This window comes from Actinospineispora eucalypti (assembly GCF_039543365.1).
Classification (GTDB): Bacteria; Actinomycetota; Actinomycetes; order Mycobacteriales; family Pseudonocardiaceae; genus Pseudonocardia; species Pseudonocardia eucalypti.
Genome location: NZ_BAABJP010000004.1, coordinates 363536 through 376147, shown reverse-complemented (window position 1 = coordinate 376147; position 12612 = coordinate 363536). Strand labels below are relative to the sequence as shown.

The following is a 12612-nucleotide window of genomic DNA, read 5'->3' as shown; positions in this document are numbered from 1 at the left end:
CATGATCGATGACGACGTTCTCCGGAGCTTCGACCACTACAGCCCGGAAGACAACGAGCGCATGTACGAGGTCACCGCCTACGCGCGGGAGCACTGCCCGGTGACGTTCACGTCGTCGGAGCCGGGCTACTGGATCGTGACCAGGTACGCGGACGCCCGCCGGGTCCTGCTCGACCCGGTGACCTTCACCAACGGTGAAGGCGTGACGGTGTTTCCCCGGGACCCGAGCTTGCCGCCGGACATCCCGGTAGGCCTGGACCCGCCGGCTCACAAGGAGTACCGCCAGCTGCTCAGCAGGTTCTTCACCCGCGACGCGGTGCGGGCCTCGGTGCCGAGACTGCACGAGATCGCGGCCGAACGGCTGGCCGGTTTGCTGGACGCCGGCGCGATGGAGTTCGTGCGCGAGTTCGCGGCGCCGTACTCCTTCGCCGCATTCGCCGAGGTCTATCTCCGGGTGGAAGACCTCGGGCTGCTCGGCGACTTCATCGGGGCGGCCGACCGGGTGGTGGTGGAGAACACCGAGGAGTCCTACCTGGGTCTGATGAAGCTGGTGGGCGAGCTGCTCGATCGGCGCCGGGCAGCCGGGGTGCGCGACGACAGCGTGATCTCGGCGTTGGAGAACGGCCGGGTGGGCGGTGAGCCCATCCCGCCGCACATGGTGACCAGCTGCGTGTGCTCGCTCATCGCGGCCGGCTTCGAGACCAACGTGACGCAGCTGGCCACCATCCTGGTGCTCACGCGTCGCTATCCGGAGCTGATCGACACGTTTGCCCAACGGGACTGGGCACGTCGTCGGCTGGACGAGCTGCTGCGCCTGCAGTCCCCGGTCGCCGGACTGGCCCGCACCGTCGCCGCCGATACCACCATCGGTACGACGAAGCTGCGCAAGGGTGACAAGGTGATCGTCCACGTCGCGTCCGCCGATCGCGACGAGGCACACTTCGGGTGCGCCGACCAGCTCGACTTCGAACGGCCGTCCCGAACCACCCATCTGGCCTTCGGTGCGGGCATCCACCGGTGTCTCGGCGCCATCTTCGCCGAGGCCGTCATCGGCGCGGGGCTGCACGAGTTCGCCGCCCAGGCTCGCCGGATCCGGGTCCGGGGCGAGATCAGCTACAGCGGCGGCATCGTCCGCCGTCCCCGGGAGGTTCATGTGACCTACGAGCGTCGCCCATGACGGGGGTACGGACCGAGGAGATACGGGACTTCCTGCTGCCCGACCTCGGTGAAGGGCTGGAGGACACCGAGATCGTCGAGTGGCACGTGGCCGAGGGAGACCGCGTCGAGCTGAACCAGGCCCTGGCGTCGGTGGAGACCGCGAAAGCCGTTGTCGAGGTGCCCTCCCCGTTCGCCGGCACCGTGGTCGAGACGCTCGCTGCCGTCGGCGAGACGCTCGGAGTGGGACAGGTGCTCGTCAGGATCGCCACCGGAAGCCCGTCGCCCTCCGGGACGGACGAGCCGAAGTTGTTGGTCGGGTACGGCGCTCAGCAGGAGGCGCGGAGCCGCCGGCGGCGCTCGGCGGGACGCCCCCTGGCAAAGCCACCGGCCCGCAAGCTGGCCAAGGAGCTGGGCATCGAGCTCGCCGGCCTCCCGCCGGGCAGCGGCCCCGGCGGAGCCATCACCCGCGCCGACGTCGAGCGTGCCGCCTCGCCCGTCGGCACCCCAGGCCCATCGGACAACGGTCATGGGTCGTCCGGGTCCACGCTGTCCGGGGAGAAGGCCGTGCCCGGCTTCCGTGGTCGGTATCCCGGTGAGGTCGAGCAGGTTCGAGGCATCCGCAAGCGCATCATCACCCGGATGGAGCGCTCACGCCGGGACATCCCGCACGCGTTGTGCACCCGAGACGCCGACGTGACCGAGCTGTGGCGGCTGCGCGAGGTGCTGACCGCGCGGGCCGCGGCCGACGGTTTCCCGGTGAAGATCACGCCGATGGCGGTCATCTGCCGCGCCGTGCTCACCGCGCTGCGCCGGTTCCCCACACTCAATGCCCGCTACGACCGGGAGGCCGGGGAGATCCGCCTGCTCGAGCCGATCAATCTGGGGATCGCGGTCGACACCGAGCGCGGCCTCATGGTGCCCAACATCAAGGACGCCCACCGGCTGACAACCCTGCAGATCGCGGAACGGACCGCGGAGCTCGCGGGACGCTGCCGGTCCGGTACCGCGACGCCGCGCGACCTGACCGGTGGGACGTTCACGGTCGACAACTACGGCTACTTCGGCACCGACGACGGTGACCCGATCATCAACGCCCCGGAGGCGGCGATTCTCGGGATCGGGACGATCAGAGAGCGGCCGTGGGTGGTGGAGGGTGGGCTCGCCGTCCGACGAGTGGTGGCGTTCACCCTCGCCTTCGACCACCGGGTGTGCGACGGCGGTGAGGCCGGCCGTTTCGTCACCTACCTCGCCGAGCTCTGCGAGGAGCCCGCCCGCATCCTGCTGCACGGCTGAAGGAACGGACCGATGACGCGTAAGGCACCCGACGTGGCTGCCAACCCGAACATGCCCGAGGCGATCGCGCGGATGACTCCGGTGACGGACTACCGCGAGATCGCCGACGTGCTCGCCTCACCCGACTTTGCCCGGACCGATCCGATGTCGACTCCGTTCAAGCTGGAGACGATCTCGCTGACCGCGGGAGCGGAGCACGCCCGGCGCAGGCGCCTCGAGGCCAAGCACTTCCGTCCCGCGGTGCTGCGGACGACCAGGGCGAAGGCCGTGCGGAACGCCATCGAGCACGTCCTCGGCGAGGTCGACCGCGCGGACCAGGACGGGGACACCCTCACCGTCGACCTCGCGGAGGTCATTCCGAGGATCACCACACTGGTCATGGCCGAGTTCGTCGGCCTGAGCCTGCCGGCCGACACCGCGCTCGCCATCGACGAGCTCACCCACTACATGGTGTTCGTCAACAGCGCGGCCGGGCTGATGTTCAGCCGCAAGGACCCGATCGAGGAGGCCTGGCGGATCCGCAAGGGCCTGGTGGACTTCACCGAGCGGTACATCATGCCGGCGATTCTGCGGCGGCGTGCGCCCGGCGGCCTTGACCCCGACGCCGACGACCTCATCTCGACGTTGGTCGCGGCGTACGACGACGCCAACTGGGACGGGGAGCTGATCGCGCGGGAGGCGACTTTCTACATGGTCGCCGGCGTGCGCAGCACGTCGAACACGGTGCTCGACGCGCTGCACCATCTGATCGAGTACCTCGCCGAGCATCCGGAGTCGGTGGCCGCCGCCCTCGACGTTGGGAACGACTTCCTGATCCGGGCGGTTGCCGAGTCGTTGAGACTGCACGTCCCGAACCCGGCGCTCACCCGGCGGGCGTTGCGCTCCGGCGTCACCGCACAGGGTCGGCGGTACCAGGAGGGCGACGAGCTGGTGCTGCACATTCCGGTTGCCCATCTCGACGAGCAGTTCTTCGGCCCGCACCCGGAGCGCTTCGACCCCTACCGGCGGACCGCCAGGGACGTTCCGCTGTGGGGGCTGGCGTTCGGGCACGGCCATCACGCCTGCATCGGTCGAGCCCTGGCTCTCGGGCGGTTCGATGCCGACTCCGGCGGACTCCTCGGCTACCAGGGGTCGACCGTGGCGATTCTGCGCGAGCTGGTGCGCCGAGAGGTGAACCTGGTTCCCGGTCGCGAGCCGCGGCTGAACAAGGACACGTTCAAGGTGGTGTTCGATTCCTTCCCGGTGCGACTGCACCGGGAAGGCGCGGAGGTGCCGACCCATTGAGCGACGAGCTGCTGCCCCCGCCGTCGGTGGATGCCACGAAGTGTGTGGGATATGGGCTGTGCCATGACTACGCCTCGCGCTACCTGGAAATGGATGACGACGGAATCACCCGGGTTCGCGGTGCGGCGGGCGGTGTCGCGGCCAGCGACGCCGAGTCGATCGAGCGCGCCGTCGCGGTGTGTCCCGCCCAGGCCATTACCTGGCCGGGACGGCTCGTCGACAGCGGGTGAGCTGGTGTTTCCCCGAGGTCGGGATCAGCGCACCAACCGGAGATCCTGGCGCGCGGATGCCCAGAGGGCGCTCAGTTCTTCGGGATGGGCGAATCAGTAGGCCCCGGCCCCGGGGGTGGCGGCGGCCAGGATCCACGGCGGGTCCTCCCTGCCGGTGAGCCGAGGACCCGGGACCGTCATCCTTCCGGGTCAGTGGTGCTTTTGTCCGCCAATTGTCCTCTCAAGCCCGGCCCGAGGTGTACCTCGATCACCGCCGGCAAGCGTTGGAGCCGCTCGTACAGCCGCCACAGGCCGTGTTCGTCGGCCGGAACGTCGAGTTCGACCGCCCAGCCGCCGTCGTCGAGGACGCTTGCCCGAAGCCCGCGAACGTCGTAGCGACGACCGCGAAGGAGACTCGTCACGCGCTCGACCCCGGCGAAGTCCTCGACCGTCAGCAGGAGGGAGCGCGACCGTCGCGCCGCGTCGCCGCGTGTCCGGCGCGAGGTCATGGGTACAGACATTGTCGTGTGGCCTTTCCATTGTGACAATCTGGTTAGCGCGTTCGAGCTCTGAACGGTGACGGGAGCCGACGGCGTCCAGGCTGCGGCTCACTTCCGCAATTAGTCAAGTCGCGTTCTCGACGCTCATTCTCGGGGTCGTCGTCGGTAGGAGAGTGTTCGTGCTGAAAAGGTCGAACTTCCGGGGGCAAGAGCCAATGTGGTGTGGTCTAATTCAGACTGGTACTGCCGCCTCGCATCTATCGGCCCGAGCGCGCCGAACGAGCGGGATGCCTCGTCTACCCCTGGGCAGGGGAACGGAGAGATGACCGGTGACCAGCGTAGGGGAACATGTCGAGGACGACCGCTGGTTTGCGCCCCGGCGGGAGGATCTGCTGCCCTCCGAGGAGCCTGTGCGGCTGCTCGACGCCCAGGGGCGAGTTCGGGAGAACCCGCGGTACGCCCTCGACCTCGAAGACGACGGCCTGCGTGCGCTGTACCGCTTCATGGTGATCACCAGAAAGGTGGACGACGAGGCACTCAAACTCGGCCGCCAGGGCCAGCTGGCCGTCTACACGTCGTCGCTGGGGCAGGAGGCGGCGCAGGTGGGGAGTGCGTACGCGCTCACCGAGCGCGACTGGATCTTCCCCTCGTACCGTGAGCACGGGGCCGCGCGCGTGAGGGGCGTGGATCCCGTCCAACAGCTCCACCACAACCGGGGCACGTGGGTATGTGCCCACGACCCGCTCGAGTACCGCTTCGCGCCGCAGACCGTGTCCATCGCCACCCATCTGCCGCACGCGGCGGGCCTGGCCAGCGCGGCCCGGCTGGCAGGCGACGACCTCGTGGTCATCGCGTACTTCGGAGACGGCGCGACGTCGGAGGGCGATGCGCACGAGGCGATGAACCTCGCCTCGGTTCGCCGGGCGCCGTGCGTGTTCTTCTGCCAGAACAACGGCTGGGCGATCTCGGTGCCGGTGCGTGACCAACTGGCCGGACCGAGCATCGCGCACCGAGCGATCGGTTACGGCATGCCGGGCATCCGGGTGGACGGCAACGACGTCCTGGCGTGCTACGCGGTGACCAGGTGGGCCGTCGACCGCGCGCGCCGGGGGGAGGGCCCGACGTTGATCGAGGCCCTGACGTATCGCATGGAAGCTCACTCCGGCTCGGACGATCCCGGCCGCTACCGGCCGCCGGGCGAGATCGAGGCGTGGGCCGAGCTGGATCCGTTGACGCGGTTCCGTCGTCTTCTCGACGCGCGCGGCCTGTGGGACGCCGCGATGGACGGCGAGGTGAACCGGCAGGCCGACGCGCTCGCGGCCGAGCTGAGGGCGGGAATCTACGACGCTCCGGCCGGTGATCCGCTTGAGCTCTTCGACCATGTCTACGTCGAGCGGCCCAGTCTTCTGCAGGCTCAGCGAGAGATGATGCGCCGTGAGCTCGCCGGCGGGGAGGCCTGAGATGGCAGCGGTGACCATGGTGGGGGCGCTGAACCGGGCGTTGGCCGACGAGATGCTCGACGACGACTCCGTGCTGGTGTTCGGCGAGGACGTCGGTGCCCTCGGCGGGGTGTTCCGGGTCACCGATGCGCTGCAGGCACGGTTCGGCACCGACCGGTGCTTCGACACCCCGCTCGCCGAGTCCGGGATCGTCGGATCGTCCATCGGCTTCGCGCTCTACGGCTACCGACCGGTGCCGGAGATCCAGTTCGACGGTTTCGCACATCCGGCGTTCGAGCAGGTGGTCACCCACCTGGCCAAGTACCGCAACCGTACTCGGGGCCGGATCCGGCTCCCGGTCACCGTCCGGATCCCGTACGGCGGCGGCATCGGCGCGATCGAGCAGCACGGGGAGAGCCCTGAGGCCTACTGGGCGCACACTCCGGGACTCAGGGTGGTCACACCGGGAACACCGTCGGACGCATACTCGCTGCTGCGCCAGGCCATCCGCTGCGACGACCCGGTGATCTTCCTGGAGCCCAAGCGGCGCTACTACCTCAAGGAGGACATCGAGCTGCCCCTCACCACGGCGCCGATGGACAAGGCCGTGGTGCGCAGAACCGGCGACGACGTGACGCTCATCTGCTACGGACCCATGGTCCGCACCGCGATCGATGCCGCCGAGGCCGCGGCCGAGCACGGCTGGAGTGTCGAGGTGATCGACCTGCGTTCGCTCAGTCCGTTGGACGAGGAAACGATTGTGGACAGCATCAGGAAAACCGGCCGCGGAATTGTTGCGCACGAGGCGTCACGGAGCGTTGGTCTGGGCGCGGAAATCGCTGCCCGAGTGACCGAGGCAGCGTTTTATCATCTGGAGGCGCCCGTATTGCGCGCGACGGGATACGATACGCCTTATCCGCCGCCGAAGCTCGAGAAATTCTGGCTGCCCGACGTCGAGCGCATTTTGGATCGGGTCGAGCAGTCGTTGAAGTATTAACGACCTTGTCTGGCGGCTCGCTCCGCTCGGGCCGTGAACCGCGGTATCGCCATTACCTGAAATGCCCTTCGGAGGTTTCCGAGACGCTTCCCGGGTTCGTCGAGGTCGTGTCGCGTACCGGCCCGATGCCCGATCGGACGTGGTCGACCCGAGCGGACGCGCCGCGCGGGCGGGCACCGATCGGGCCGCGATCTTGGCCGGTCTTACCGAACCGCCGGCAGTGTCGTCTTCACCGGTGCGGCGGTGCCCGGGGGCCTCGGCTCATCCGGCCGCCGATCCTCGCTCCTCAAATATCAGACAATTTCGTCACTGGTGGACCGTCGCCACTGATGGGGCGAGGCGGATACCCGGTGGCCTGGTTCGGCACCGCCACCGAGCCGCCTGGTTGCTCAGAAGCCCGGAACGACCAGCGGGAAATGGGGGTGATCGAACGTCGACCCGGGCTCGATCCCCTTCCGGTCGCCGGTCACGTGGAACGGGTTGCCGACGATGAGGTTGGCGACGTCGTGATTGCCGACGTAGCGGACGTCCTCCGGCAGATACATCGTGATGTAGGACCAGCGTTGTTCGCCCGTCGTGTTCGCGCCGGCGCGATGCACGGTGAGCATGCTGTGGCATGTCGCGTCACCCGGCCGTAGGTGCAGCGGCTCGGACCATTCGTGCCGCTCGAGCAGCTCGGGATAGACGTCCAGGAGCTGGAGTTGCTCGGCCGCCGGCCGGTCCTTGCTGTCCCAACCGAGCGGCCCCTCCTGGTGCGAGCCGGTCAGGAACTGCATGCTCCCGCGTTCCGGGGGCACCTCGTTGAGCGCGATCCAAAAGTTGACGTAGCCCATGCGGTCGAAGATGCGGGAGGGGTAGTCCTGGTGCGGCGGGGTCGGCCGTGAACCGGCGCCGCCGCTGGCCGCGGGCTGGCGACAGGCGATGAGGTCCCGGTAGTAGCGGACGCCGACGCGCCGGCCTATGAGGCGCTGTGCTGCCCTGCCGATCTCCTCCGACCGCCCCAGCTCGCCGAACAACGGCATTCCTTCGAAGGCGGGGTAGTGGTACTGGGTCGACCACTCCAGCTGGGGATCGATGCCCGGGCGCAACGTATGGTCCTTGCCCTCAGGCCCCATGACCTGCTTGGCCTGTTCGAGCAGCTGGCCGGCGAGCTCCGGGGAGATCAGCCCGCGCAGGCAGGCCCACCCGTCCCGACGGTAGGCCTCGACCTCCGGGTCAGTGATCTCCCGGACCAGTGGGGTCGATTGGAGTGTCGGTCTCACCAGTGATCTCCTTTGCTGGGTGGGTCCGTGCGCGCGGCGGACACGACCTCTCGAGGCTCACCCGCTCGCGGGGCTGATCGCGATCGCTCGGGTCTCGCCGAAGTCGCGGGCGGTCCTCGACCACGTCGCGCCACCGTCGGTGCTGGTCAGGACCTGTCCGAAGATGCTGCAGGCAGCCATCGTCTCGGGGATGTCACGGTGACCCGCGATCGCGTAGACGACCGAGTTCGTGACCTGGCTGACCGGCGCCCAGCTCCGGCCGCCGTCCGTGCTGCGCTGGATGACGCCGCGGGCTCCAGGGATGTAGTCGCCGACGCCCGCCAAGATCGTGTCAGGATCGTCGGTCTTGGTGAGCAGGCCTCGGGTGTACCAGATCTGCCCGGCCCCGGGGACGGGCTCCGGGAAGCGTGACGGTGACCAGGTCCGGCCCTGGTCGGTGCTGCGGAAGAACCCGATGGGGGTCGAGGCGCACACCGCGCCTCCGCCGACCTCCACGCCGTGGATGTCCTCGTGCCGGTCGTCGCGCCACACCTCGGTGGGGCCCAGCAGGGACTGGCCGTTGTTGAGCACGATGCGCGCCCAGTTGTCCCCGCCGTCGTCGCTGTGGAACACGCCGTCGATCTCGACGCTCGCCCAGATCTCGTCCGCGTGGTCGGGGTCGATGGCGACGTCGGTGGTGCGGGAGGAGCCGGCGTTGCAGAGCTGTGCCGCACCGAGCGCGAGCTCCTTCCAGCTCTGGCCGCCGTCGGTGGACCTCAGGACTCCGGCCGGTCGTAGCCCGACCAGGATGACCGACGCGTCGTGCGGGCTGAGCGCGATCGACCAGATCTCGCTGCCGTCGAGCGGGGCCGGAACGTTCTCGAACGACCTGCCGCAGTCGTCACTGCGAAGCAGGACGGCCCGTCCCGGCTCACCGGTGGAGCCCGCCCAGACCTGGCGCGGGTTGTGCGGCGACACCGCCACCGCCCGTACGTCGACCTCGCCGGCCCTGGCGTACGGCGGAAGGTCCAACCGGCTGCGGAGCCACTCGGAGCCGCCGTCGTGGCTGACCCACACGCCCTCGTTCTGGGTTCCCAGACACACTGTGTAGCTGCCCGACATCACGCGCTCCAATCGGTCAGGAGGGTCGCACCGGCTCGACCTTGGCTATCCGGTGGTGGAGGACGCAGTCGGGCTGCTCGCCGAACACCGTCGTGCGTTCCGGGTCGACTCGCCACCTCGCTTCGGCGTCGTCGAAGGCGTCGGAGTCGCCCGGGTGGCCGACCGCCCAGATGAACTCGCCGGCAACCCGGTCGACGTAGGCGAACTCGACGAAGAATCCGTAGGGTTCACGTGTGCGGACGGCCCTGGGGAACCAGGACATGAACGCATCGAGCTGTCCGTCCGCGATGCGATATCTACGCAGTTGAACTGTGGCCACCAAGCCTCCTGTCGCCGGTCGGGAGGTCAGCCAGCGGCAGCGGTACCTGAGCGCGGCCGTCGTTCGCGTCGGTCGGGAGCAAATGCGCCCGTAGATAGCTCAGATGCTCCACGACCGCCGCCTCGGCCGCGTCAGCGTCCTCGGCGGCGATCGTCTTCACGATCTTCTGGTGCTGCCGAACCGTCTCTCGTCCGACATCGGGGGACAGGTCCAGATAGTGCAGGGGCTCGGTCTCGCTGTGCAGGGCATGAACGAACGCCGCCAGCACGCGGTTGCCGGAGGCGGCCGCGATGGTCCGGTGGAACCGGGAGTCGAGGTCCGGCACCTCGGGGTCGTCCACCGAGATCGTCTTCTGACGTGCCACGATCTGGCGAAGCGTGGAGAGATCGGTCGCGGAGCGATGCTCGGCGGCCAGCCGGGCCGCCGGCACCTCCAGGTACTGGCGGACCATCGCCAGCTCGTCGGGTCGCAGGCAGCCGAGTTGCAGACGGTGGTGAAGAGAGTCCCGCAAGAGAGTTCCGAGGGACTGGTAGTCGACCTGCTGGACGAAGCTCCCGCCCTTGATGCCGGGCGTCTTCGAGATCAGACCCTCCGTGGCCAGGGACCTCAGCGCCTCGCGCACCGTCGTGCGACTGACGCCGAACTGGCGGGCCAACTCGCCTTCCGGCGGTAGCTTCTCGCCGCCCCGCAGCTCGCCGGAGAAGATCATCGAGCGGACCTTCTCCTCGACCTGGGCGCGCGGGCGAAGGACCTTCTCACCTATCACTCGCGGTGAAGAACGGGCCTCGCCCGTCCCCGCTGTCGACATCGTGGTCCCCCGATCAATTCCGGCCAGGACTGTAACTGTAGGACATTATGCCATAGGCTCCGCGGTCGGGGCATCTTCCGCATGGAGGTGTTGATGATCGAGTACAACCCGTACGACGGTGAGGTCAAGCCGGACCCGCACCGGTACTTCGACGAACTGCGGCGCTCGTGTCCGGTGCACCACCACGTGCTCGACGAGGCGCGCGCACGCAAGATCAGCGGAAATCCGTGGGTCGCCGAGGCGACCGAGGAGTTCTGGTCGGTGTTCCGCTACGCGGACATCGCCCACGTGATGCAGTCGCCGGGCACCTTCTCGAACAAGGAAGGCCCTGGGCCGGAGCGGATGCGCCAGATCAGCGACGACGGAATGCTGCTGATCGCGGACGAGCCGGCCCACCGCCGCCAGCGAAGCATCGCCAACAAGGCCTTCACCCCGCGCATGGTGCAGCGCTACGAACCCGACATCCAGAAGCTCGGGGACGAGTTGGTCGACCGGATCCGCCCGAGGGGCCACGCCGACCTGGTCGCCGACTTCGCGGCTCCGATGACGATCCGAGTGGTCGCCCGAATGATCGGCGTCGGCGAGGAGCGGCCTGATCGACTGCGCGGTGGAGGAGACCCTGCGGTTCGCCTCTCCTCTGGAGGGCATCTGTCGGACCGCGCGGCACGACACCGAGATCGGCGGCGTGCCGGTCCCGAAGGGGGCCAAGGTTCGGCTGATGCTCGCGTCGGCCGGTCGGGATGCCGAGCAGTTCGAGCGGCCGGACGAGTTCGACATCGAACGCGAACGGAGCGAGCTGCGCCGGCACCTGTCCTTCGGGGTCGGCATTCACACCTGCATCGGTGCGGCCCTGGCCAGAGCGGAGCTGCGAATCGGGATCTCCGCGCTGTTGGCCGGGCTGCCCGGACTGCGGCTGGACCCGGACGAGGAACCGACGCGCACCCAGGCTCTGCTGGTCAGCGGGTTCAGCAAGCTCCCGATCCGGTGGGATCCCTGACCTCCCCGGGGGAGCGATCCGTGTACCGCCGACCCGAGCGCGCCGAGGAAGGCCGAATCCGTGGAACCGAGTGAACTGCTGAGCTCCTTCGACCAGTACGACCCGGCTCACGTGCAGGTGATGCACGAGGTGCTCGCTCATGCACGGCGGGAGTGCCCGGTCTTCCACACCACTGCCGAGCCGGGGTACTGGGTGGTGTCGCGCTACGCCGACGCCAAGAGGATCCTCTTCGACACTGCCGCTTTCTCCAACCGCAACGGCGTCACCGTCCACGGGGTCGGCGAGCCGCGCCCGCTGCCGGCCGCCGCCGACCCGCCGTTGCACAAGCAGTATCGGGACATCCTGCGCCCCTACTTCACCCAGCAGGCCATCCGGGCCCATGAGCCCGAGCTGCGCAAGCTGGCCCAACAGCTCATGGAGCCGTGGCTATCCACCGGCGAGGTCGAGTTCGTCAAGGACTACGCGGCCAAGCTGGCCTACGCCGCGCTCTTTGCGGTCTTCCTGCGGTCCAGCGGCGCCGAGGACATCGACCTGTTCGTGGCGGGCGCCGACCGCATCGTGCAGGAGAGCACGCAGGACGCCTACGCCCAGCTGATGGGGCTGGTGCGGCAGCTGCTCGCCAGGCGTAGGAGCTCCGGCGTGGAGATCAACGACATGATCGGCGCGGTGGAGCTCGGCTCGGTGGACGGGCGGCCGCTCACCGAGGACGAGAAGGTAGGGATGATCTTCTCGGCGGTGGCGGCCGGCTTCGAGACCAACTACGCCACCATGGCGCTGATCATGCACCAGGTCGTACGGCACCCCGAGCTGGAGACGCGGATCCAGGGCCCGGACTGGGCGTCCGGGCACCTCGCCGAGTTCCTGCGTTTCGTCAGCCCGGTGACCGGGCTGATCAGGACTGTCACCCGGGACACCGAGATCGGCGGCGTGGCCCTGCGGGCGGGGGACACCGTGCTCGTGCACTACGCCTCGGTTGATCGTGACGAGGCTCAGTTCCCCCAGGCGGACACGCTCGACTTCGCCCGGCCGAACAGCGGCCAGCACATGGCGTTCAGCTTCGGGGTGCACCGTTGCCTGGGGGCGCCGTTCGCCGAGTTCCTCATCGGCATCGGGCTGGAGGAGTTGACCCGGCGGGCCACCGGGTTCCGGCTGCGGGACCCTGAGCTCGATGTGCCTTACACAACCGGTGTGGTGTGCCGGCCGGAAGCGCTACCACTGACCTTCGAGCTGCGTTGAGTCGATCCC

Annotated in this window: 14 protein-coding genes; 8 read left to right on the top strand and 6 right to left on the bottom strand. The window is 68.8% G+C overall.

The genetic code is table 11. The annotated features are described in order from the left end of the window. The first annotated feature begins 1 nt into the window (after window position 1). From ABEB12_RS06870 to ABEB12_RS06855, 4 genes are read left to right on the top strand one after another with little or no spacing between them, the layout of a single operon-like run. Complete coding sequence (locus tag ABEB12_RS06870; RefSeq protein ID WP_185062915.1) at window positions 2-1177, top strand: cytochrome P450; 1176 nt, start codon at window positions 2-4, stop codon at window positions 1175-1177. After that, window positions 1174-2451 carry a 2-oxo acid dehydrogenase subunit E2 gene (locus tag ABEB12_RS06865; RefSeq protein WP_185062914.1) on the top strand — a complete coding sequence of 426 codons (1278 nt, stop codon included), beginning with the start codon at window positions 1174-1176 and terminating at the stop codon, window positions 2449-2451. Before ABEB12_RS06870 ends, ABEB12_RS06865 begins: the two co-directional genes overlap by 4 nt. A gap of 12 nt (window positions 2452-2463) precedes the next feature. Next, entirely contained in the window at window positions 2464-3735 is a 1272-nt protein-coding gene (locus tag ABEB12_RS06860; protein ID WP_185062913.1) for a cytochrome P450, read from the top strand. Then, a complete protein-coding gene (locus ABEB12_RS06855) occupies window positions 3732-3965 on the top strand; it encodes a ferredoxin (protein WP_185062912.1) in 234 nt (77 codons plus the stop codon). The genes ABEB12_RS06860 and ABEB12_RS06855 overlap by 4 nt, the downstream gene beginning before the upstream one ends. A gap of 176 nt (window positions 3966-4141) precedes the next feature. Here the strand turns inward: ABEB12_RS06855 and ABEB12_RS06850 are convergent, their stop codons facing one another. Then, window positions 4142-4453, bottom strand: a complete 312-nt coding sequence (locus tag ABEB12_RS06850) for a hypothetical protein (RefSeq protein WP_185062911.1) — start codon at window positions 4451-4453, stop codon at window positions 4142-4144. A 320-nt stretch (window positions 4454-4773) separates the two neighbouring features. Between ABEB12_RS06850 and pdhA the strand changes: the two genes are divergently transcribed. Together pdhA and ABEB12_RS06840 are read left to right on the top strand one after the other, a co-directional pair. Further along, complete coding sequence (gene pdhA / locus ABEB12_RS06845) at window positions 4774-5904, top strand: pyruvate dehydrogenase (acetyl-transferring) E1 component subunit alpha (protein WP_345702621.1); 1131 nt, start codon at window positions 4774-4776, stop codon at window positions 5902-5904. A gap of 1 nt (window position 5905) precedes the next feature. Further along, entirely contained in the window at window positions 5906-6880 is a 975-nt protein-coding gene (locus tag ABEB12_RS06840) for a transketolase C-terminal domain-containing protein (RefSeq protein ID WP_185062910.1), read from the top strand. A gap of 389 nt (window positions 6881-7269) precedes the next feature. Here ABEB12_RS06840 and ABEB12_RS06835 read toward each other — a convergent pair whose 3' ends face one another. From ABEB12_RS06835 to ABEB12_RS06815, 5 genes are all read right to left on the bottom strand, one after another. Then, complete coding sequence (locus ABEB12_RS06835) at window positions 7270-8142, bottom strand: phytanoyl-CoA dioxygenase family protein (protein ID WP_185062909.1); 873 nt, start codon at window positions 8140-8142, stop codon at window positions 7270-7272. Between the two features lie 57 nt (window positions 8143-8199). Beyond that, on the bottom strand, window positions 8200-9243 hold the full coding sequence (locus ABEB12_RS06830; RefSeq protein ID WP_345702620.1) for a WD40/YVTN/BNR-like repeat-containing protein: 1044 nt from the start codon (window positions 9241-9243) through the stop codon (window positions 8200-8202). 16 nt (window positions 9244-9259) lie between these two features. Continuing rightward, on the bottom strand, window positions 9260-9562 hold the full coding sequence (locus ABEB12_RS06825; protein ID WP_185062907.1) for a hypothetical protein: 303 nt from the start codon (window positions 9560-9562) through the stop codon (window positions 9260-9262). Next, the gene (locus ABEB12_RS06820; protein ID WP_185062906.1) at window positions 9540-10370 is read right to left on the bottom strand and encodes an FCD domain-containing protein; all 831 of its coding nucleotides are present in this window, start codon (window positions 10368-10370) and stop codon (window positions 9540-9542) included. Before ABEB12_RS06820 ends, ABEB12_RS06825 begins: the two co-directional genes overlap by 23 nt. A gap of 269 nt (window positions 10371-10639) precedes the next feature. After that, entirely contained in the window at window positions 10640-10801 is a 162-nt protein-coding gene (locus tag ABEB12_RS06815; RefSeq protein WP_185062905.1) for a hypothetical protein, read from the bottom strand. Window positions 10802-10977: 176 nt separating this feature from the next. Between ABEB12_RS06815 and ABEB12_RS06810 the strand changes: the two genes are divergently transcribed. Both ABEB12_RS06810 and ABEB12_RS06805 read left to right on the top strand, forming a co-directional pair. Beyond that, complete coding sequence (locus ABEB12_RS06810; protein ID WP_185062904.1) at window positions 10978-11367, top strand: cytochrome P450; 390 nt, start codon at window positions 10978-10980, stop codon at window positions 11365-11367. A 60-nt stretch (window positions 11368-11427) separates the two neighbouring features. Then, complete coding sequence (locus ABEB12_RS06805) at window positions 11428-12603, top strand: cytochrome P450 (RefSeq protein WP_185062903.1); 1176 nt, start codon at window positions 11428-11430, stop codon at window positions 12601-12603. Window positions 12604-12612: the final 9 nt, after the last annotated feature.